Annotated in this window: 21 protein-coding genes; all 21 read left to right on the top strand. The window is 55.6% G+C overall.

Annotated elements, in window-relative coordinates; translation table 11 throughout:
- Nucleotides 1-37: 37 nt before the first annotated feature.
- The 21 genes from argJ (at nucleotide 38) to ACJ77P_RS08265 (ending at nucleotide 20,504) form a co-directional block, all read left to right on the top strand.
- Nucleotides 38-1,231, top strand: a complete 1,194-nt coding sequence (argJ, locus tag ACJ77P_RS08365) for a bifunctional glutamate N-acetyltransferase/amino-acid acetyltransferase ArgJ (RefSeq protein ID WP_408997978.1) — start codon at nucleotides 38-40, stop codon at nucleotides 1,229-1,231.
- A gap of 89 nt (nucleotides 1,232-1,320) precedes the next feature.
- A complete protein-coding gene (locus ACJ77P_RS08360; protein WP_408997977.1) occupies nucleotides 1,321-2,433 on the top strand; it encodes an NADH:flavin oxidoreductase in 1,113 nt (370 codons plus the stop codon).
- A 14-nt stretch (nucleotides 2,434-2,447) separates the two neighbouring features.
- Nucleotides 2,448-3,116: a polysaccharide deacetylase family protein gene (locus tag ACJ77P_RS08355; protein ID WP_408997976.1), complete on the top strand. Its 669-nt coding sequence runs from the start codon at nucleotides 2,448-2,450 to the stop codon at nucleotides 3,114-3,116.
- 204 nt (nucleotides 3,117-3,320) lie between these two features.
- Nucleotides 3,321-4,175 (top strand): 30S ribosomal protein S2, encoded by an 855-nt coding sequence (gene rpsB / locus ACJ77P_RS08350; RefSeq protein WP_408997975.1) that lies wholly within the window; start codon nucleotides 3,321-3,323, stop codon nucleotides 4,173-4,175.
- Between the two features lie 2 nt (nucleotides 4,176-4,177).
- Nucleotides 4,178-4,783, top strand: coding sequence for a translation elongation factor Ts (tsf, locus tag ACJ77P_RS08345; RefSeq protein WP_367359071.1), 606 nt, complete (start codon nucleotides 4,178-4,180; stop codon nucleotides 4,781-4,783).
- Nucleotides 4,784-4,850: 67 nt separating this feature from the next.
- Entirely contained in the window at nucleotides 4,851-5,564 is a 714-nt protein-coding gene (pyrH, locus tag ACJ77P_RS08340) for a UMP kinase (protein WP_367359445.1), read from the top strand.
- A gap of 1 nt (nucleotide 5,565) precedes the next feature.
- Nucleotides 5,566-6,126: a ribosome recycling factor gene (gene frr, locus ACJ77P_RS08335; RefSeq protein WP_408999413.1), complete on the top strand. Its 561-nt coding sequence runs from the start codon at nucleotides 5,566-5,568 to the stop codon at nucleotides 6,124-6,126.
- An 88-nt stretch (nucleotides 6,127-6,214) separates the two neighbouring features.
- Complete coding sequence (locus ACJ77P_RS08330) at nucleotides 6,215-6,961, top strand: isoprenyl transferase (RefSeq protein ID WP_367359073.1); 747 nt, start codon at nucleotides 6,215-6,217, stop codon at nucleotides 6,959-6,961.
- A gap of 75 nt (nucleotides 6,962-7,036) precedes the next feature.
- On the top strand, nucleotides 7,037-7,843 hold the full coding sequence (locus tag ACJ77P_RS08325) for a phosphatidate cytidylyltransferase (protein WP_408997974.1): 807 nt from the start codon (nucleotides 7,037-7,039) through the stop codon (nucleotides 7,841-7,843).
- The gene (locus ACJ77P_RS08320; RefSeq protein WP_367359446.1) at nucleotides 7,840-9,003 is read left to right on the top strand and encodes a 1-deoxy-D-xylulose-5-phosphate reductoisomerase; all 1,164 of its coding nucleotides are present in this window, start codon (nucleotides 7,840-7,842) and stop codon (nucleotides 9,001-9,003) included. Before ACJ77P_RS08325 ends, ACJ77P_RS08320 begins: the two co-directional genes overlap by 4 nt.
- 5 nt (nucleotides 9,004-9,008) lie before the next feature.
- Nucleotides 9,009-10,109 (top strand): RIP metalloprotease RseP, encoded by a 1,101-nt coding sequence (gene rseP / locus ACJ77P_RS08315; RefSeq protein WP_367359075.1) that lies wholly within the window; start codon nucleotides 9,009-9,011, stop codon nucleotides 10,107-10,109.
- Between the two features lie 10 nt (nucleotides 10,110-10,119).
- Nucleotides 10,120-10,821, top strand: coding sequence for a tRNA (adenosine(37)-N6)-threonylcarbamoyltransferase complex dimerization subunit type 1 TsaB (gene tsaB, locus ACJ77P_RS08310; protein ID WP_408997973.1), 702 nt, complete (start codon nucleotides 10,120-10,122; stop codon nucleotides 10,819-10,821).
- 219 nt (nucleotides 10,822-11,040) lie between these two features.
- Nucleotides 11,041-11,682, top strand: coding sequence for a phosphatidylserine decarboxylase family protein (locus ACJ77P_RS08305; RefSeq protein WP_408997972.1), 642 nt, complete (start codon nucleotides 11,041-11,043; stop codon nucleotides 11,680-11,682).
- Nucleotides 11,682-12,446, top strand: a complete 765-nt coding sequence (pssA, locus tag ACJ77P_RS08300; protein ID WP_408997971.1) for a CDP-diacylglycerol--serine O-phosphatidyltransferase — start codon at nucleotides 11,682-11,684, stop codon at nucleotides 12,444-12,446. Before ACJ77P_RS08305 ends, pssA begins: the two co-directional genes overlap by 1 nt.
- Nucleotides 12,447-12,589: 143 nt before the next feature.
- Complete coding sequence (locus tag ACJ77P_RS08295; protein WP_408997970.1) at nucleotides 12,590-13,606, top strand: aspartate-semialdehyde dehydrogenase; 1,017 nt, start codon at nucleotides 12,590-12,592, stop codon at nucleotides 13,604-13,606.
- The gene (gene rsmD / locus ACJ77P_RS08290) at nucleotides 13,603-14,163 is read left to right on the top strand and encodes a 16S rRNA (guanine(966)-N(2))-methyltransferase RsmD (RefSeq protein WP_367359080.1); all 561 of its coding nucleotides are present in this window, start codon (nucleotides 13,603-13,605) and stop codon (nucleotides 14,161-14,163) included. Before ACJ77P_RS08295 ends, rsmD begins: the two co-directional genes overlap by 4 nt.
- Before the next feature lie 10 nt (nucleotides 14,164-14,173).
- Complete coding sequence (gene coaD / locus ACJ77P_RS08285; protein ID WP_367359081.1) at nucleotides 14,174-14,668, top strand: pantetheine-phosphate adenylyltransferase; 495 nt, start codon at nucleotides 14,174-14,176, stop codon at nucleotides 14,666-14,668.
- 8 nt (nucleotides 14,669-14,676) lie between these two features.
- On the top strand, nucleotides 14,677-15,870 hold the full coding sequence (locus ACJ77P_RS08280) for a pyridoxal phosphate-dependent aminotransferase (protein ID WP_408997969.1): 1,194 nt from the start codon (nucleotides 14,677-14,679) through the stop codon (nucleotides 15,868-15,870).
- 57 nt (nucleotides 15,871-15,927) lie between these two features.
- Nucleotides 15,928-17,331: an amidophosphoribosyltransferase gene (locus ACJ77P_RS08275; RefSeq protein ID WP_367359083.1), complete on the top strand. Its 1,404-nt coding sequence runs from the start codon at nucleotides 15,928-15,930 to the stop codon at nucleotides 17,329-17,331.
- A gap of 264 nt (nucleotides 17,332-17,595) precedes the next feature.
- Complete coding sequence (gene ispG / locus ACJ77P_RS08270; protein ID WP_408997968.1) at nucleotides 17,596-18,684, top strand: flavodoxin-dependent (E)-4-hydroxy-3-methylbut-2-enyl-diphosphate synthase; 1,089 nt, start codon at nucleotides 17,596-17,598, stop codon at nucleotides 18,682-18,684.
- Nucleotides 18,685-18,758: 74 nt separating this feature from the next.
- The gene (locus tag ACJ77P_RS08265; RefSeq protein WP_367359085.1) at nucleotides 18,759-20,504 is read left to right on the top strand and encodes a proline--tRNA ligase; all 1,746 of its coding nucleotides are present in this window, start codon (nucleotides 18,759-18,761) and stop codon (nucleotides 20,502-20,504) included.
- The last annotated feature ends 35 nt before the right edge of the window (nucleotides 20,505-20,539 follow it).

The raw sequence follows: 20,539 nt of genomic DNA, 5'->3' as shown, positions 1-20,539 counted from the left end.
TCTCCCGGAGAAGAACGATGGAAGGGCAGGGTGCACCGTGAATTGTGACGAATATGCTGTTCCCGGATTTCTGGCCAACGGAATATCCGCCGGAATCAAGGAGCAGGGGCGAAAGGACCTCGCCCTGATTTTTTCGGAAGTTCCGGCAAGGGCTGCCGGCGTCTTCACAACGAACTGTTTCAAGGCGGCCCCCGTTCTGGTGGACATGGAGCGCATCTCCGCGGGAGCGGCCCAGGCCATCGTGACCAACAGCGGCAATGCCAACGCCGCGACGGGAGAACGGGGTTACCGGGACGCCCTGGCCATGTCCCGCGCCGCCTCGAAAGAGCTGAAGATTTCCGACGATCTGGTTCTGGTGGCGTCCACCGGCGTGATCGGCCATCCCCTGCCGCTGGAAGTCATTGAACGGGGAATGGAACCCCTGGTTGAAGGATTGCGCAGGGACGGAATTCCCGATGCCGAGGCGGCGATGATGACCACGGACCGGTTTCCCAAGATGTCCTGCCGGAAAGGTATGATCGGTTCAAGGGAAGTGACCCTCTGCGGCATCGCCAAGGGGGCGGGCATGATCCAGCCCAACATGGCCACCATGCTGGCCTACCTGATGACGGATGCCGACGTTGACGGCGAAGCGCTGCGGGCGGTATTTCAGGAAGGAATTGCGCAGAGCTTCAACGCCATCACCGTGGACGGCTGCATGAGCACCAATGACACGGCCCTGATCCTGGCCAACGGCAGTGCCGGAAACCGGCAGATTCGCCGCCGCTCCCGGGAGTATGCCCCTTTCCGGGAGATGCTTTTCGCCGTCCTGGACGACCTCTGCCGGGGGATGGTGCGCGACGGCGAGGGGGCGACGAAGCTCATCGAACTGGTGGTTGACGGTGCGCGCAACCGCGGAGAGGCCCGTCGTGTGGCCTACGCCGTGGCCAATTCCAACCTGGTGAAAACGGCCTTTTATGGGGGCGACCCCAATTGGGGGCGGATCATCTCCGCGGCCGGTTCCATCGGCATCCCCCTTCCGACACAGTCCGTGCGGCTCTTTTTTGAAGAGGTCTGCCTGTTTGAGGCCGGGCAGGGGACGGCCTTTCCAACCGACCGGGTGGCCGCCATCATGGCCCAGGAGACGATCCGGGTCCGGCTCGAACTGGGGATGGGAACCGGGAGCTTCAGGATCTATGCCTCCGATCTTTCCTTCGAGTACGTAAAAATCAACGCCCATTATCATACCTGATTCAGCAGCGGCTTTCGGGGCGACAGGATTCCCTGTGTTCGCCCTTCAGTTCCAGACTTCTCGATTTCAGGCATCAGAAGGGGAATTCCATGAAGACATTATTCGAGACCAGTCGGATTAACGGGATGGAGCTATCCAACCGGTTTGTCCGATCGGCGACCTGGGAGGGAATGGCGACCGCCGAGGGCGCGGTGACGCGGAGACTGATTGAAACGATGACCCGCCTCGCCAGGGGGGGAGTCGGACTGATTGTCAGCAGTCACACTTACGTGAGCCCCGAAGGTCAGGCGACACCCTGGCAGTTGGGCATCTACAAGGACGAACTGATCCCCGGCCTGAAAAAAATGGCTGAGGCCGTTCACGAATGCGGCGGACGGATCGTCCTGCAGCTGGCTCATGCCGGCGCCTTTGCCGTCGAATCCCTCAGGGACCATCCGCCCCTGGCCGTGTCGAATTACGAGGGCCTGGCCGAGTCTCCCCGAAGGGAAATTTCCCTGCAGGATATCACGGAGCTTGTTGCCGCCTTCGCGGACGGCGCCCGCAGGGCGAAAGCGGCAGGCTTTGACGGCGTGGAGCTTCATGCCGCTCACGGCTATCTCCTGAGCCAGTTTTTCTCGCCCCTGTATAACCGGAGGAAGGATGCCTACGGCGGAAGCACATCAAATCGGGCCCGGATCGGCCTTGAAATCCTCTCGGCTGTCCGGGAGAGCGTGGGTAGTGACTATCCCGTTCTCATGAAAATGAACGGACAGGATTACAGCAGAGACGGGCTTGTGCGGGAAGAGTCCGTCCAGATGGCCAAGCTCCTGGAAGAAGCGGGCCTCGACGCCCTGGAACTGAGCGGAGGATTGCTCAAGAGCATCAAGACATCCCCAAGCCGGCCGCGGATTGACACCGTGCAGAAGGAGGTCTATTTCCGGGAGGATGCGCGGCTCTTTAAAAGGGAATTGAACATTCCCCTGATCCTCGTTGGCGGAATACGCTCTCTCGAGGTTGCCGAAGAGCTCCTGGAGAACGGGGAAGCCGACTACATCGCCATGAGCCGGCCCTTTATCCGGGAGCCCGACCTGATCAGCCGCTGGAAGGCAGGGGATCGCCGCCGGGCGGAATGCACCTCCGACAATCTCTGTTTTGCGCCCGGCTTTAAGGGCGACGGCGTGTACTGCGTTACCCGGGAGAGGGAAGCGGCGCAGATTTCGTGAATTCCTGATTTTGTATGAAAATACTTCAATGCTGGGATGACGGCGTGGTCAGCGATGCCCGCCTCGTCGATCTTCTACGGCGCCATGGGGCAAAGGCGACATTCAGCCTGAATCCCGGGCTGTATCAGAACAATCGATCCTTCGGATGGCTTTCGGAAGGCCGGGAGATCTGGAGGCTCGGCCTTCAGGAACTTCCGGCGGTTTACCAGGGATTTGAGATCTGCAGCCACTCCATGACCCATCCGTATTTGACGGATCTCGACGGCAGCCGGCTGGACTGGGAAATCAGGGCCAGCCGGGATCTCCTGGAGCAGCTCTTTTCAAGACCCGTTACGGGATTCTGTTATCCCTTCAATGCCTACAACGACCCGGTGCTTTCCGCCGTCCGCTCGGCCGGCTATCACTGGGGCCGGGGCAAAAGGGAGGGGCTGCACCGTTTCCCGCCGGTAGATCCCCTGGAGTTTTCCCCCACCTGCCGCGTCCTCGACCCGGAATTCTGGCGGAAATACGAAGGTGCGAAAAAGACGGGGGGGGGCTTTTTCTTCTGGGGGCACAGCTATGAACTGAGCACGGAGGCCCTGTGGGACGATTTTGAAAGGCGGATCGAAAGGATATCGTCCGACGGCGATACGGAATGGTCGTTTATCGGCGATCTGTTTGAGCCTCCTCTCATGCCGATTTAAGGAACTCTGACAACATGTTCTAAACGGTGCATTTCATCAGGGTGATCATTTTTTGTTTTATCTTGCGTATTATCCATCTTTGTGCTATTCGCCTGCCAACTTCACACATCCTTGGACCGAGAGGACGTTGCTTTTGGAAAAACAAGAGTTTCCGCTCGGGATGAAGAGGGTAGAGGAAAACAAAAAACAGAAAAGGAGATTTTTATGGCGATCATTTCCATGAAGTCGTTACTCGAGGCGGGTGTTCATTTCGGACATCAGACCAACAAATGGAACCCGAAGATGAAGCCCTATATTTTCGGGGCGAGGAACAATATCTACATCATCGATCTTCAGCAGACGGTGGGCCTTTTTCAGACGGCCTACAATTTTGTCATCGATACCGTCAGCCAGGGCGGTGAGCTCTTGTTCATAGGCACAAAAAAGCAGTCCCAGGATTCCATCCGTGACGAAGCCGGGCGATGCGGCATGCCCTTCGTCAACCAGCGGTGGCTGGGCGGTATGTTGACCAATTTCGTCACCATCAAGAAACGGATTGACCGTTTGAACTCTCTGGAGCAGATGTTCGAGGACGACAGCGTCCGGGCTTTCCCCAAAAAGGAAATCATGGGGCTTCAGAAGGAAAAGGAAAAGCTGTCGAAGGTCATCGGGGGCATTTCGAAGATGAAGAGACTGCCGTCGGCGATGTTCGTCGTCGATCCGAAGCGGGAAACCATTGCCGTCAATGAAGCCAGAAAACTGAACATCCCCATCGTAGCCATTGTCGACACCAACTGTGACCCTGACGCCATCGATTACATCATCCCCGGAAATGACGACGCCATCCGGGCGATCAAGCTCTTTTCTTCGAAATTCGCGGACGCGGTGCTCGAAGGCAAGCGGCGCTACGAAGAAAAACTTCAGGCGGAAACGGACAAGGATACGGAACCTGCGGCGCTGCAAGCGGCAGATAATTCGGAGTCGGATGTTCCCGAGAGCGTCGAGACCAAGGAAGGCGTTTCCGCTGCGGCAAGTTCGGATCGGGAAGTCACCGGGCAGTCAAATGTAGAGGAGGAATAAAAGTGGCTATTACATCAGAAATGGTTAAGGAACTGAGAACAAAAACCGGTGCGGGGATGATGGACTGTAAGGAAGCCCTGAACGCATCAAACGGGGATTTTGATAAGGCGATTGATTTTCTGCGCAAGAAGGGGATGTCCGCGGCAACGAAGCGCTCCTCCAAAGCGGCCAAGGACGGAACCGTTGCCTCGTACATTCATATGGGGGGCAAGATCGGGGTGATGGTCGAGCTCAACTGCGAGACCGACTTTGTCGCAAAGACCGAAGAGTTCCAGACGATCGCCAGGGACCTCGCCATGCACGTGGCCGCCTCCAATCCAACGTACGTAGGTCCTGCCGATGTCCCGGAAGATGTACTGGAAAGGGAAAAGGAGATCTATCGCAGCCAGGCCCTGGCCGAGAAGAAGCCGGAGAAGATCTGGGACAAGATCATAGAGGGAAAGCTGAACAAATATTACGAGGAAGTCTGCCTGACCAAGCAGAAATTCATCAAGAATACCGATGTGACCGTCGAAACGCTGATCAACAACCTGATCGCAAAAACGGGTGAAAATATCCTTGTCCGCCGGTTCGCAAGATTTCAGCTCGGAGAGGAAATCAAGAAATAAGGATTTCACGGGAGTGCTGAACCGACGGCCATACATGAAGGGGAGCGGAATATAATCCTTGGAACCAATGGCGTATAAAAGGGTTCTGTTGAAACTGAGCGGTGAAGCCCTGATGGGCGAATCCCGGGGAAGCAGCATCATCGATCCGGCGGTGGTCGAGGCCATTGCCGGTGAGATCCGGGAGGTTGTCCGCCTGGGCGTTTCGCTCGGTGTCGTGATCGGCGGCGGAAACATCTTTCGCGGGGTGGAAGCCAGCTCCAAGGGGATGGACCGGACCTCGGCGGATTACATGGGCATGCTGGCCACGGTGATCAACAGCCTGGCGCTGCAGAGCGCCTTCGAAGGGGCAGGTATCGAGACCCGGGTACAGACGGCCATTGCCATGAGGGAAATCGCGGAACCCTTTATCCAGAAAAGGGCGATGAGGCATCTGGATAAGGGGAGGGTCGTGATCTTTGCCGCGGGGACGGGGAATCCCTATTTTACCACCGATACGGCCGCCGTGCTGCGGGCGATGGAAATCAAGGCCGACGTCATCATGAAGGCCACCAAGGTGGATGGGGTTTATGACAAGGATCCCGTAAAGCATCCCGATGCCGTCATGTACCAGAAAATCAGTTATAACGATGTCTTGGCAAAGAATCTTAAAGTGATGGATGCAACAGCGATCTCTCTGTGCCGGGACAACGGGTTGCCGGTTCTGGTCTTCAATCTGCAGAAGTCAGGCAATATCGTCCGGGGGGTTTCCGGAAGTCGCGTAGGAACTCTTGTTGGAGATTGAGATTATGAAGGATATTATCTTTGAAGAACTGAAACAGAATATGGAAAAGGGACTGCAGGCCCTGGAAAAGTCCTTCAACAAGGTCCGTACGGGCAGGGCTTCGCTATCGCTGCTTGACGGGATCAAAGTGGATTATTACGGCACCCCGACGCCGCTTAACCAGGTGGCCACGCTTTCCGTTCCGGAAAGCCGGCTGATCCTGATTTCCCCCTGGGACACGAGCGCTTTGAATGCCGTCGAAAAGGCGATCCAGAAAGCGGACCTCGGGCTGGTGCCGAACAATGACGGCAAAGTCATCCGCATTTCGATCCCCCCGCTGACGGAAGCCAGGAGAAAGGAACTGGTCAAGGTTGTGCGGAAGATGGCGGAGGAATGCAAGGTCAAACTGAGGAATGACCGGCGGGATGCCAACGAGGAATTCAAATCCCTGAAAAAGGGGAATGACATCTCCGAGGATCAGATGCATGACTACCAGGAACAGGTCCAGAAAATAACGGATAGCTACATCGCCAAGGCCGAGGGGATTCTGGGGCAGAAGGAAAAGGAGATCATGGAGATCTGATCGGTTTCTTGAGGTCTCTATTCGTTGGGAATGACATGAGGGGAGCCCTGAGGCTCCCCATTTTGTTCAAAGATGGGAATCACATCGAATGAATCTTGACCCGAAAAAAATGCCGCGCCATATTGCGATCATCATGGACGGCAATGGCCGATGGGCGAAAAGGCATGCCCTTGGACGGATCTTTGGACACAAACGGGGAGCCGAGGCGGTAAACATCGCAGTCCGGACCTGTCGGGAGCTGGGAGTCGAGTATCTGACTCTGTACGCCTTTTCCTCGGAAAACTGGTCCCGTCCTCGAAGCGAAATTCATGCGCTCATGGATCTCCTGGAAGAGTATCTTCGCAACCAGCTCGGGGAGATGATGAAAAACGGGATCCGTCTGAAAACCATGGGCGAAATCGAACAGTTGAGGGATTCCGTGAAGGAGATTCTCCATGAGGTCATGGAAAAAACCGCTCGGAACAAGGGGATGACGTTGACTCTGGCCCTCAGTTATGGAGGACGGGAAGAGATCGTTTCCGCCCTTCGAAAGATCGTCCGGGACTGCATGGACGGGAAACTGACGCCGGAGGATCTCGATCGGGAGCTCTTCGCCCGCTATCTTTATACCGCCGGCATGCCGGACCCGGATCTTCTCATCAGGACCAGCGGTGAACAGCGCATCAGCAACTTCTGCCTCTGGCAGATGGCCTATACCGAGTTTCATTTCACCGAAGTATTGTGGCCGGATTTCAGCCGCGAGGATCTTGTGAGCGCCATCGCTGATTACCAATCGCGGGAAAGGCGCTTCGGGATGACGAGTGAACAGGTCCGGACAAACGGCGGAACCTCCTAGTTCCATGGCTTTCGCGGAATCGCCGCCCCTTTGCAGAAGACGGAGGATCCACCCTGAACCCCGGGAATAACGAGCATGACACCACACCTTAAGAGATGGATAACGGCCATCGTTGCAGTCCCCATCGTCTTTGCCCTGGTTTTCTTCGGCTCCGAGGCGCTTTTTTCGGGCGTATTGACGGCGATCGTCCTGGTGGCCGCTTTGGAGTACAATGCTCTGAGTTTCGGGAAGGGGTTTTCCTGGGAAAAAGGGGAAGTCCTCTGCGGGGCTCTGCTTCTGCCTCTTGGAGCCTTCCTCGGCGGGGAAAAGCTTCTGCTGGCCATTTTGGCCCTGCTGACCGTGGCGGTATTCCTGGCCTCCCTGTTTCGCGTCAAAGAGGGCGCAATATCGCTCGAACCCGTTGGCAAAGTCCTGTTCGGCCTTGCGTACCTCCCCTTGATGCTTTCCTATTTTATCCTTCTCCGGAAGACGGAAAACGGGGTTTTGTGGATTTTCTTCGTACTGTTGCTGCCGATATCGGGCGATATCGCCGCTTTTTATTTCGGGAGGACCCTGGGAAAGCATAAGCTCTATCCGAGGATCAGTCCGGGGAAGACCGTTGAAGGCTCTATCGGTTCAATGGCGGGCAGCGTTCTGGCGGTCATGGTGTATTCCTCCTTCGTGTTGACTTCCCTGCCTCTCCTTCATGCCGCGGTCCTGGCCGTGATCGGCAACGGCATCAGCCAACTGGGGGATCTTTTTGAATCCATGATCAAGAGGGCTGCCGGCGTCAAGGATTCCGGAACGATTCTGCCCGGGCATGGCGGGATGCTGGACCGGCTGGATTGCCTGATATTTCTTGTGCCTTTCGTATATTATTATCGTATGTTATGCATTCCATAAAACAAATATCCCTTCTGGGTTCTACCGGGTCTATCGGCCGAAGTTCCCTGGATGTGATTCGCAGAAACCCGGACAGGTTCAAAATCATCGCCCTTGCCGCAGGGCGGAATCTTTCCGAACTGAAGCGGCAGATCGAGGAATTTCAGCCATCGGCCGTTTCCGTTATCGATGAGCACCACGCCCTCGAGCTGAAAAGGCAACTGCCCTCGCTGGCGGGCCTGGAGGTTCTCTACGGATCTGAAGGCTATCGCCAGGTTGCCTCGCTGCCCGATGCCGATCTGGTCATCTCGGCCATGGTGGGGGCTGCAGGTCTTCTGCCGACCCTGGCGGCCATTGAGGCCGGCAGGGATATTGCTCTGGCCAACAAGGAAACCCTCGTCATGGCGGGCAGCCTCGTTCTTGAACTGGCAAAAAGCAGAGGGGTCAATCTTCTGCCCGTGGACAGCGAGCACAGCGCCATTTTCCAATGTCTGTCAGGCCAGGGATCTCAGCGGATCCGGAATATTCACCTGACGGCATCGGGAGGCCCCTTTTTCCGCTGCTCAAGAGAACGCCTGGAAACGGTGGGGCCGAAGGACGCCTTGAAGCACCCGAACTGGCTCATGGGAGACAAAATCACCATTGATTCCGCGACAATGATGAACAAAGGCCTCGAGGTGATCGAGGCAAAATGGCTTTTCGGCGTCGAGGTCGATCAGATCCTGGTCTGCATCCATCCGCAGAGCATCGTCCATTCCATGGTGGAATTTACGGATGGTTCGGTCCTGGCGCAGCTCGGCATTCCCGACATGAAAATCCCCATCGCCTACGCCCTTTCCTTTCCGGAGCGGATGGACTGTCCGGAGCTGTCCCTCGATCTTTTCAAGATCGGCACCCTGGAATTTTTTCCTCCGGATATCGAAATGTTCCCGTGCCTTGGACTGGCTTACAAGGCGGCGAGGGAGGGAGGAACCATGCCGGCCGTGCTGAACGCGGCCAATGAAGTGGCCGTTGAGGCCTTTCTTGCGGAACGCCTGCCGTTCATGAAAATACCCCGGCTTGTTGAAAGGGTCATGGATTCCCATGGAATCAAGGGACTTCCGGATCTGGGGGACATTCTCGAAGCGGATGCCTGGGCGCGGCGGGAAGCGCAGAAACTTCTTAAGAACATGAGGGATTAAAGAGAATGATCGGAATCAGCATTCTATCCGTTGTCGTCCTGCTGGGCGTTCTCATCTTCGTGCATGAACTGGGGCATTTTCTGGCGGCGAAATATGCCGGTGTCGGCGTTCTGAAATTTTCGCTGGGATTTGGACCGAAGCTCATTGGACGGAAAGTGGGGGAGACGGAATATCTCCTGTCTCTTATACCTCTCGGAGGCTATGTCAAGCTTCTGGGTGAATCTCCCGATGATGAGCTTCCACCTGAAGAGAATCAGCGGTCCTTTCTGAAACAGAATGTCTGGAAGCGGATCATGATCGTGGCGGCCGGACCGCTCTTCAACGTCTTTTTTGCCATTTTTGTGTTTACGATCATTTATATGACCGGTGTACCCGTTCTTTCGGCCAAGGTGGGGGGGGTCGAAGAGGGGAGCGCGGCCCACCAGGCGGGGATTCTTAAGGATGACACCATTCTTGCCGTCAACGGAAAAGCCGTCTCCCAATGGGATGAGATGGCCGAAGAGATCAGTAGAAGCGGGGGAAAGCCTCTGACGCTGCGGATCGAGCGGGACCGCGCCACCCGGGACGTGACCCTCGTTCCGAAGCTGATGAAAGCGAAGAATATCTTCGAGGAGGAAGTGGAGAAGTACCGGATCGGAATCAGTGCCTCTTCCTATATCCTGGTTGCGAGAAAAGGTCCCATAGACGCCTTCTGGATGAGTCTGAAGCAGACCTGGCTGATATCCAAGCTGACCATGGTGGGAATCGTCAAGATGATCGAAGGGGTCATTTCTCCGAAAAACATCGGAGGCCCGATCCTGATCGCACAGATCGCCGGTGCCCAGGTGAAGGAGGGGATTACCCCCTTTGTGATGTTCATGGGGCTTCTCAGCATCAATCTGGCCATTCTCAATCTTCTGCCAATCCCCGTTCTCGATGGAGGCCACCTCCTGTTCTTCATGATCGAGGCGGTCATAGGCCGGGAAGTCAGTGTCCGCTGGAGAGAGCGGGCGCAGCAGGTAGGGCTCATCATCCTGATTCTCCTGATGGCGTTCGCCTTCGCCATGGACATTGACCGCTTGAATCTCGGTTTTGTCAATGATTTTCTTAAAATGATCGGCAGGTGAAAGAACACTCATGATAACTCTGGCTCTGGACTCATCGTCAAAGACCGTCGGGATTGCGCTCCTGGAGGACGACGAGACTCTTGTGGAAAGCTTTTTTAATCTGGGGGTCAATTCTTCCATTCTGCTGCTGCCGGCCATCAGGGATGTCTTCCAGAAGGCGGGAATGGACGCGGAACATGTCGACCTGTGGGCCTGCACCACGGGGCCCGGTTCGTTCACCGGCTTGAGAATCGGGCTCGGCACCCTGAAAGGGCTGGCACTGGCCACGGGACGGCCCATTGCCGGAGTTTCCACCCTCGAGGCCCTGGCGTTTAACGGCATCCATTCCTCTAGGGTGATCTGCCCCATGATGGACGCACAGAGAAACCAGGTTTACACAGCCCTGTACACCGCCGAAAGCGATTTCTCCCTGAGAAGAATCGGAGAAGAGAGGCTGGCCGACCTGGAGGCCTTTTTGCCCCGGATTACGGAAAAGGCCCTCTTCCTGGGTGACGGGGCCTTGAAATACCAGCAGCGGATTGTGGAATGCCTGCCTGATCGGGCCTGTTTTGCCGCCCCTCATCTTCATGCCGTCCGGGCCTGTGCTGTCGGCCTCCTGGGCAGGGAGAGCCACCGCCGGGGCGAGATTCTCGATCTGTTAACCTTTACGCCCCGTTACCTGCGCCTTTCTGAAGCGGAAGTGAAGCGCCTGCAGCAGGATCAGCAGGGTTGAAAGGCCCGGCGAATCAGGGATTCTGCCGTTCCGGCAGTGCGCTTCCGCCGTCCGACAAGAATGATTGACAAGCTTTTTTAATTAAGATAAGTCACTCTGGCTTGGAAGAAAAAACCAGGAAAGTTGTTACATACACGTTATCAACAGTGACGAATTGTTCATATTCATTCTGATGGGACCCTCGTGAAGAATCATGAATTTATTTAGGATTGTTTCGAGATGAAGCATGACAGCCTGATTGCTCCTGAGGGAATACCTTTTATCGCTCTTTTCGGCGCTGCGACCATCCTGGCGGCCGTCTTGTTAAAATCATACGGAATTGCAGCCGTTTTTCTTGCCCCTACGCTCTTTTCAGCCTGGTTTTTCCGCAATCCCGAGAGGCGGGTTCCCGGAGATGAGAGGATGATTGTATCGCCCGCCGATGGTCAAGTCATCCGAATCGACGAGGGTGTCCATCACGAACTCCTTTCCGGGCCGTGCAGGAAGGTCAGCATTTTCATGAATATTTTCAATGTTCATGTGAACCGGATCCCCTACTCCGGGAAGGTATCCCGAATCGTCTACCATCCGGGACGCTTTCTTTCTGCAAACCTGGACAAGGCGTCTGAGCAGAATGAAAGAAATTCCGTTCTGATCCTGACGGACGACGGCAAGGAAATTCTGACCATTCAGATCGCGGGGTTGATCGCCCGCCGAATCGTCTGCTGGGTGGAAGAGGGCGATGGTCTCACACGGGGCGAGCGCTTCGGGTTGATCCGTTTCGGCTCCCGTCTGGAGGTGTTTCTGCCGATGGAGGCAAAACTCTGTGTAGCCAGAGGGGACAAGGTGCAGGCAGGGCAGACGCCGATAGGGACGTTTTGATGAAAAAGGAAGGGAAACTGGGCAAAAGCCACATGAAAAAAGGGGTGTATATTTTACCAAACCTTTTTACATCGGCGAACCTCATTTTCGGCTTTTATTCCATTCTTTATTCCATCCGCGGAGCCTTTGTCGAGGCCTCTTTTTTTGTCCTGATTTCCATCGTCCTGGACAGCCTGGACGGCCGGATTGCCAGAATGACCAATTCGGTGAGCAAATTCGGAATCGAATACGATTCGTTGTCCGACCTGGTGGCTTTCGGCGTGGCGCCTGCCGTGCTCATTTACCTGTGGTCTCTTTCATCCTTTGGAAAATGGGGATCGGTGACGGCCTGCCTTTTCGTCCTCTGCGGGGCTCTGCGCCTTGCCCGGTTCAATATCCAGATCGGCATTGTTGAAAGCAAGGTCTTCAAGGGTCTGGCGATACCGGCAGCGGCCGCGGTCATCGTGACGGGAATTCTGCTCTATGAAGACAAGGTGGGTAAGGGACCCTATCCTCACATTCTTGTTCTTGCCGCTGTCGTCATCCTGTCGCTGCTGATGGTCAGCAATGTGAAATATTACAGCTTCAAGAACCTGAATTATTTTGCCCGCAAGCCCTTCATGTCTTTTTTAGTGATTGTCCTGGCTTTGCTGATTGTTGTTGCTGAGCCTCAGGTCATGCTGTTCACGGTGATGACGGGGTATGCCCTTTCGGGACCTGCCTGGTTTCTTCTGAGATTGGTGAAGCGCCATCGCCGGCCGGCGACGGAAGCTCAAGGGACCTAGAGACGGGTCCACCGGGGTGCGGAAGCCACGGGAGCTGCAATAGCCGGGGCCCGGCTTATCCCGTCGCTTCGGCTGCAGAATGGCCTGCCGGGCCGATGAAAAGCTTTTAAGATCAGACCTGCGAAATAAGGAGAAGTGGATAGATGGATTCATATAACGTAGCCGTAGTCGGTGCGACCGGCGCGGTAGGCAATGAAATGATCCGGGTTTTGGAGGAACGCGATTTTCCTGTCCGGGAGCTGACCCTTCTGGCATCTGAGCGTTCACTAGGCGTTGAAATTGATTTCCGCGGTAAACCCATACCGGTGAAGGTCCTCGATGAGAATTCCTTCAAGGGAATCGAGATCGGGCTGTTCTCGGCGGGAGGAAGCGTCAGCGAACGGTATGCCCCCATCGCCGCGGCGGCGGGATGCGTGGTCATCGACAACACCAGTGCCTTCCGGATGGATCCGGAGGTTCCCCTGGTCGTTCCCGAAGTCAATCCCCAGGCCATCGGGCAGTACAAAAAGAAGGGGATCATAGCCAACCCCAACTGCTCCACCATCCAGATGGTCGTAGCCCTCAAGCCGATTCACGATGCCGTTCGTATCCGGCGGGTCGTTGTATCCACGTATCAGGCGGTATCAGGAACAGGGAAAAAGGCCATTACCGAACTGGCTGAACAGACCCGGGCGCTGATGAGCTGCCAGGAGGTCAAAGTGAAGGTCTATCCCCATCAGATTGCCTTCAATTGTCTGCCCCATATCGACGTCTTCCTCGATAACGGCTATACCAAGGAAGAGATGAAAATGGTCAACGAGACAAAAAAGATCTTCGATGATCCGTCGATCGGGGTGACGGCCACGACAGTCCGGGTTCCCGTCTTTTATGGACATTCGGAATCGGTGAATATCGAAACCGAGAAGAAGATATCGGTGGAAGAGGTCAAAAAGCTCCTGTCAACGGCTCCCGGAGTAACGCTGATTGACAATCCGAAAGAAAACGCCTATCCCCTGGCGATCCATGCGGCAGGAAAGGATGACACCTTTGTCGGCAGGATTCGGGAGGATGAATCCATTCCCAACGGGATCAACCTGTGGGTCGTGGCGGATAACATCCGCAAGGGCGCGGCGTCCAATGCCGTTCAGATCGCCGAGGTGCTGATCCGGGATTATCTATGAGGATCATCGGAGGGCGGGCAAAGGGTAGGCGCATCGCCGTACCGCCCGGTTATACCGTCCGTCCGACTTCAGACCGAATCAAGGAGGCCCTGTTCAATATCCTGGGGCCCCTGGAAGGTCAGACCTTTCTCGATCTCTACGCGGGGACGGGAAGCGTGGGCCTGGAGGCCCTCAGCCGGGGAGCCCGGCAGGTGGTTTTCGTAGAAAGGATCCCTTCCCTGGTTGCAGCCCTCAAGCGGAACCTGGAGGTCTTCGGCTTTTCCGGTGGATATGAGATTATTGCCTCGGACATAGGGCCGGCCTTCAGTCGCATGGTTGAGAAAGGGCTTCAATTTGACGTGATTTTCGCTGATCCGCCTTACAGAAAAGGGCAGATAGCCCGGACGGTCGATCTGCTGAATTTTCATGTGTCCCTGCTGGCCCCCGGAGGGGTGGCCATTCTCCAACGCGCCCGGGAAGAGCCCCTGGTGATCGAAGGAGACCAGGGAATGACGCTGGTCGATGAGAGAAAATATGGAGATACCCTGTTGTCGTTCATGAGGCATTCAGAAAATTAAAGAGGATGATATGAAAAAGGTTGCTGTATATCCCGGTTCTTTTGATCCCATAACCAACGGCCATCTTGATATAATCAAAAGAGGCCTGTCCATGTTCGATGAAATCATCGTCCTTGTTGCCTACAATGCCAGTAAGACGTCCCTGTTTACCGTGGAGGAGCGGATAGAGATGATCCAAGAGGCTCTTCGTGACCGGAAACGGGTCCTGGTGGACAGTCATGACGGTCTGCTGGTCGATTATGTCCGAAATGCCGGAGCAAACATCATTCTCCGCGGTTTGAGAGCCATGTCGGAATTTGAGTATGAGTTTCAGCTCGCCCTGATGAACCGTCGCCTCAACCGCAATGTGGAAACGGTTTTCTTTATGACCGGCTACAAATGGTTTTATACAAGCTCTACGATCATCAAGGAAGTTGCCCGTCTCGGCGGCTCTCCGAAAGGGCTTGTTCCAGAGGTTGTTTATCGGAGAATGCAGGAAAAGTTTCCCAAAATGATCAAAATTTAGAGAGTATTATGAAGCTAGCATCGAGAGTATCGCTAATCAAACCGTCTCCAACTCTGGTCATTACCGCCAAAGCGGCCGCTTTGCGCGCGGAGGGCCGGGACATCGTCGATTTCGGGGCGGGAGAGCCGGACTTCTACACCCCGGAACACATCAAGGCCGCAGCCATCCAGGCGGTGGAATCAAATTTTACGCGCTATACGGCGGTCGGAGGCATCGATGAACTGAAGGATGCCATTATCCGGAAGCTTCAAAAGGATAACCACCTTTCCTACAGGCGTTCGGAGATCGTCGTCTCCTGCGGGGCCAAGCACACGCTTTTCAATCTTGCCCAGGTCCTGTTCGAGGAGGGGGATGAGGTCGTTATTCCAGGACCCTACTGGGTTTCCTATCCGGACCTCGTGCTTTATACCGGGGCGCAACCTGTCATTGTCAACACCCGGGAACAGGACGGCTTTAAATTAACCCCGGAAGGGTTGGAACGCGCCATCACGGAAAGAACCAGGGCGCTCATCATCAACAGCCCGTCAAACCCCACAGGATCCGCCTATACGAGGGAGGAGCTTGCCGCGCTGGCCGAGGTGGTGCTCCGCCATTCGATGATGATCATTTCTGACGATATTTATGAAAAGATCCTCTTCGACGGGCTGGATTTCTGGAATATTGCGGCCGTTGCTCCCGCTCTGAAGGACCGGACCATCGTTGTCAACGGTGTCTCCAAGGCCTATGCCATGACGGGCTGGAGGATCGGCTATGCCGCGGGGCCGGAGGCCGTCATCGCGGCCATGGGAAAGATTCAAAGCCAGAGCACCTCCAATCCGGCTTCCATCTCCCAGAAGGCTGCTGTTGAGGCTCTGACCGGGGATCAGCAGGTCATTTCGGAAATGGTCAAGGAGTTCCAGAGGCGGAGGGATTACATCGTTTCCGTCCTGAATTCCTTTAATGGCGTTTCCTGCCTGAAACCCCAGGGGGCTTTCTACGTCTTTCCCAATGTCTCCACATTGTATGGATTGAGCTGTGGGGATCGGAAGATCAACGATTCCGGTGCAATGGCGGAATATCTCCTCGAGGAGGCCGAGGTGGCCGTCGTGCCCGGAGCTGCCTTCGGAGATGACCGCTACATCAGGATTTCCTACGCAACATCGATGGAGCTGATTGAAAAGGGACTGGAGCGGATCGGGAATGCGCTGATGCGTTTGAAATGAGAACCATCAGCGGAATTTTGTAATGTCAACACATCAATAGGGGCGGGCGTTTATTTCATGGGCGGTTTATTTGGAGTCGTAGCGAGAGAAAGCTGCATAAAGACCCTTTTTTACGGAACGGATTACCACTCCCATCTGGGAACGGAAAATGGCGGTCTGGCCGTATTCGGGGAAAACAATTTCAAGAAGGCCATTCACAGCATCAGTCAGGCGCAATTCAAATCCAAGTTCGTCGATCACTACCGGCAGATGAGAGGGACAGCGGGAATTGGGGCCATTGACGACGATTCGCCGCAGCCGCTGATCATCCGCTCCAGATTCGGGACTTTTGCCATCGCGGCATCAGGCCTGATAACGAACAAGGATCGTTTGACGGCGGAGCTGCTTCGGGAGGGGACCTCGTTCAGTGAGATAAAAAACGGCGTCGTGAACACCGTGGAACTCGTGGCCAAGCTGATCAGCAGAGGGACAAGCCTTGTCGAAGGCATTGTGCGGATGCAGGAGGCCATCGAGGGGTCCATCTGCACTCTGATCCTGACGGAGGAGGGCCTTTATGCCGCACGGGACAAATATGGACGGTTTCCTCTGGCAATCGGCAGGGAGCGGGCGGGGCAGGGATTTGCCGTGGCAACGGAATCCAGTTCCTTCCCCAACCTGAACTATGAGCTGGACAAGGTGATCGGCCCGGGAGAAATTGTCCTGTTGACCGCCGACGGATACAAGGTTCTGCGCCCTGCAAACAACCAGCGGAAAGTTTGCGCCTTTCTCTGGATCTATACCGGTTATCCCTCCTCCTCCTACGAGGGAATTTCCGTGGAGAATACCCGTGAGCGCTGCGGCCGGGCGATGGCCAGGCAGGATGACATTTCCGCGGATCTTGTCTGCGGCATTCCCGACTCAGGTGTCGGGCACGCTTTGGGGTACGCCGCCGAATCAAAAATCCCCTATCGCCGTCCCCTGGTCAAATACACCCCCGGGTACGGCAGGAGCTATACCCCGCCGTCACAGGATATCCGGGACCTCGTCGCCACCATGAAACTCAGCGCGGTCCATGACGTCATCAACGGCAACCGGATGATTGTCTGTGATGATTCCATCGTCCGCGGAACACAGTTAAAGAATTACACAGTGAAGAAGCTGTGGGAGAATGGTGCCCGGGAAATTCATGTTCGGCCGGCCTGCCCCCCGCTCATGTTTACCTGCCTTTACGGATCTTCAACGCGCTCTACATCGGAACTGGCTGCCCGGAGGGCGATCCTGGCCATCGAGGGAAAGGAGCCCTCCGATATCACCCCCTATCTGGATTGCCGCTCGAAGGAATATTCAAGAATGGTCGAGTGGATCCGCAGGGACCTCAACGTGACGACTTTGAAATTCTTGAATATTGAAGCCATGATCGAGGCGATCGGCCTTCCGGAAGATCAGCTTTGCCTCCACTGCTGGCGGGGAGGTGACCTCTGATCAGGTCTGCCGCGAAAAGGCGGAGGATCGGGCTTACCGAGGGCGAAGGATCCGGAAGGTTCGTTGACGGGAAAATCCGATTCCTCACGATTTTTTGCTGAAATACCGGAAAAGAAAACGCACCTCCAAGAGCTCCTCAATTCAATCAGAAGAACAGACATCCCGAAGTCACTATCCTTCAATGCTCGGAAAGATATTCCCCGTTGAAGGCATTCGCATCTTTGTGCTATACAAAAAACCAATCGAAAAATATAAGGATTTACATTGAATCGCCCGTTCCGGAGAAGAAAAACAAAGGCCCTTTGGGTGGGAAATGTTCAGATTGGAGGAGATGCACCCGTTGCCGTTCAGTCCATGACGTGTGCGGATACACGAAATGTCCCTGAAACGGTAGCCCAGATCGAAGCCCTTGAAAACGCCGGCTGTGAAATCGTCCGCGTGGCGGTGCCCGATGAGGCAGCGGCATCGGTTCTGGGTGAGATCAAAAAGGCCATCCACATCCCAATCATCGCCGACATCCATTTCAATGCCCGTTATGCCCTCATGGCCATCGAGCAGCATATGGACGGCATCCGCATCAATCCAGGCAACATGGGAAAAGAGAACATTGCCGACGTTGTGCGCGCCGCCAGGGATTACAACACGGCCATCCGGGTCGGCATCAATGCCGGCTCGCTGGAGAAGCCCATACTGGAAAAGTATGGCGGGCCTACCGCTGAAGCCCTGGCGGAAAGCGCCCTCAATAATCTCGCCCTTCTGGAAGATCTGGGATTCGATCGCATCAAGCTTTCCCTTAAATCCTCCCACGTCCCCACCATGATCGACGCCTACCGGATCGTTGCGGCCAAAACGGACTGCCCGCTGCACCTGGGGGTGACCGAGGCAGGGACGCTGGTAAATTCAGCCATCAAATCCTCCATCGGCATGGGGGTGCTCCTTTACGAGGGAATCGGCGACACGATCCGCGTCTCTGTCACAGGCAACCCCGTTTCCGAGGTCGGGTTGGCCTACGGCATTCTCCGGGCACTGGACATTCGCAGGGTCGGACCGGATATCATCTCCTGCCCCACGTGTGGACGCTGTGAAATCGACCTGTTCTCCCTGGTTGAAAGGGTCGAGAAGGCATTGGTCGGGATGAAGGACGACCTGAAGATCGCCCTCATGGGCTGCGTCGTGAATGGACCGGGAGAAGCGGCTGAGGCGGATGTTGGAATCGCCGGCGGCCGGGGGGCGGGTCTCCTGTTCAGAAAGGGAAACGTCATCCGCAAGATCAAGGAGGAGGAATTTCTTGAAGTACTGCTTGAAGAAATTTCGGAAATAACAAGAAACAAAAGGAATATCGAAGAGAAATAAACGGGACCGGTGGTGGCCCTGATTTTTCTTTAACTCCGTTCATTCTATCGCCTATGCAAGGACAAGGAGGTTAAATGCGCTATTCGGAAATGTTCCTGCCCACAGAAAGAGAAGTCCCTTCAGATGCCGAAGTCATCAGTCATCAGCTCATGCTCCGAGCGGGGATGATCAGAAAACTGTCTGCCGGGGTTTACTGCTATCTCCCCCTGGGTTACCGGGTCATCAGAAAGGTTGAGCAGATCATCCGTGAAGAAATGAACCGGGCCGGTGCCCAAGAGGTTTTTCTTCCCATGGTCCAGCCGGCGGAACTCTGGCAGGAGTCCGGGCGCTGGGAGCATTATGGCAAAGAGCTTCTGCGCTTCCGGGACCGACATGACCGGGAATACTGCCTGGGGCCGACTCACGAAGAGGTCATTACAGACCTGGTCCGCCATGAGCTCAAAACCTATCGGCAGCTTCCGAAAAATCTCTACCAGATCCAGACCAAGTTCCGGGATGAGATCCGCCCCCGCTTCGGAGTCATGCGGAGCCGGGAATTCGGGATGAAGGACGCCTACAGCTTCGATGCCGATGAGGAAGGGGCCGAGATCAGTTATTCGAAGATGTTTGAAGCATACAAAAGGATTTTTTCCCGGTGCGGACTGAAATTCCGCCCCGTCGAGGCCGATTCCGGGACGATCGGCGGAAGCTTTTCCCATGAGTTCATGGTGATGGCCGATTCAGGGGAGGACGGGTTGGTGTTCTGCAGCTCATGTTCCTATGCGGCCAACCTGGAAAAGGCGGAGGTGCATCCGCCGGAGAAAGAAAACCTGGATGCAGTGGAAGAGCTGCCCCTGACGGAAGTGCACACCCCGGACATCCGAACCATCGAAGAGGTCTGCGCCTTTCTCGGGGTGTCCCCCCGGGAGATCGTGAAAACCATGATCTTCAGCGCCGACGGGAAGCCTGTGGCCGTGCTGGTTCGTGGAGATGAAGAGGTCAACGAGATCAAGGTCAGGAATTACCTGGGCTGTGACGAGCTCGAACTGGCCATGGATGACATGATTGAAGCAATTACGGGCGCCCCCCGCGGATTTGCCGGGGCCGTCGGGCTTCGGGGCCGGATCATTGCGGACAACACGCTGATCAACATGAGGAACGTGGTCATGGGTGCAAACAAGGAGGACTATCATCTGCGCAATGCCAATCCCGGCCGTGATTTCCAGATTGAGGCTTTCGCGGATCTGAAGATCGCCAGGGAAACGGACGACTGTCCCCGCTGCGGGAAGGCGCTGTCCTTCGCCAGGGGCATCGAGGTCGGGCACGTCTTCAAACTGGGAACAAAATACAGCAAGGCCATGGAGGCCGTTTTTCTCGATCGGAACGGTAAAGAGCAGACGATGATTATGGGCTGCTATGGGATAGGAACCGGAAGAACCGTCGCGGCATGCATCGAACAGAACAATGATGAAAATGGAATTGTATGGCCCATGCCGATTGCGCCCTTCCATGTCATCATCACGCCTGTGAATATGAACGACTCCGCCCTTGCCGAGGCTGCGGAGCGACTTTATGGCTCATTCGCCGCCGGCGGATTCGAGGTGCTGCTCGATGACCGCGATGAGCGCGCCGGCGTTAAATTCAAGGATGCGGACCTGATCGGCATCCCGATCCGGGTGACGATCGGTCCCAAGAAACTGGCCGAGGGAAAGGTTGAAATCCGGTTGAGGGACACCGGCGAGGTGACCGCCGTCCCCCTGGAAGAGGTTGAGAATTATATCCGGAAACTGATCAGCGGGAAAATGAACCTGGAAAACAGCGGTTCAGCAGGCAGCGAATAGCCGGAAACCCTTTCTGCCTGGATTTACAGACCACT

It is taken from the genome of Syntrophus buswellii, assembly GCF_046097065.1.
Taxonomy (GTDB): Bacteria; Desulfobacterota; Syntrophia; order Syntrophales; family Syntrophaceae; genus Syntrophus; species Syntrophus buswellii.
Note: the sequence above shows the minus strand (reverse complement) of the source record. Positions and strands in the feature narration are given on the sequence as shown.

Excerpts from the sequence above, each read along its gene's own strand:
- tsaB (WP_408997973.1), top strand. The coding sequence starts at position 10,120 with ATGATAACTCTGGCTCTGGACTCATCGTCAAAGACCGTCGGGATTGCG.
- ACJ77P_RS08360 (WP_408997977.1), top strand. The coding sequence starts at position 1,321 with ATGAAGACATTATTCGAGACCAGTCGGATTAACGGGATGGAGCTATCC.
- ACJ77P_RS08355 (WP_408997976.1), top strand. The coding sequence starts at position 2,448 with ATGAAAATACTTCAATGCTGGGATGACGGCGTGGTCAGCGATGCCCGC.
- ACJ77P_RS08325 (WP_408997974.1), top strand. The coding sequence starts at position 7,037 with ATGACACCACACCTTAAGAGATGGATAACGGCCATCGTTGCAGTCCCC.
- ACJ77P_RS08305 (WP_408997972.1), top strand. The coding sequence starts at position 11,041 with ATGAAGCATGACAGCCTGATTGCTCCTGAGGGAATACCTTTTATCGCT.
- pssA (WP_408997971.1), top strand. The coding sequence starts at position 11,682 with ATGAAAAAGGAAGGGAAACTGGGCAAAAGCCACATGAAAAAAGGGGTG.
- ACJ77P_RS08265 (WP_367359085.1), top strand. The coding sequence starts at position 18,759 with ATGCGCTATTCGGAAATGTTCCTGCCCACAGAAAGAGAAGTCCCTTCA.
- rpsB (WP_408997975.1), top strand. The coding sequence starts at position 3,321 with ATGGCGATCATTTCCATGAAGTCGTTACTCGAGGCGGGTGTTCATTTC.
- coaD (WP_367359081.1), top strand. The coding sequence starts at position 14,174 with ATGAAAAAGGTTGCTGTATATCCCGGTTCTTTTGATCCCATAACCAAC.
- ACJ77P_RS08330 (WP_367359073.1), top strand. The coding sequence starts at position 6,215 with ATGAATCTTGACCCGAAAAAAATGCCGCGCCATATTGCGATCATCATG.
- rseP (WP_367359075.1), top strand. The coding sequence starts at position 9,009 with ATGATCGGAATCAGCATTCTATCCGTTGTCGTCCTGCTGGGCGTTCTC.
- pyrH (WP_367359445.1), top strand. The coding sequence starts at position 4,851 with ATGGCGTATAAAAGGGTTCTGTTGAAACTGAGCGGTGAAGCCCTGATG.
- ACJ77P_RS08295 (WP_408997970.1), top strand. The coding sequence starts at position 12,590 with ATGGATTCATATAACGTAGCCGTAGTCGGTGCGACCGGCGCGGTAGGC.
- ACJ77P_RS08275 (WP_367359083.1), top strand. The coding sequence starts at position 15,928 with ATGGGCGGTTTATTTGGAGTCGTAGCGAGAGAAAGCTGCATAAAGACC.
- rsmD (WP_367359080.1), top strand. The coding sequence starts at position 13,603 with ATGAGGATCATCGGAGGGCGGGCAAAGGGTAGGCGCATCGCCGTACCG.
- ACJ77P_RS08280 (WP_408997969.1), top strand. The coding sequence starts at position 14,677 with ATGAAGCTAGCATCGAGAGTATCGCTAATCAAACCGTCTCCAACTCTG.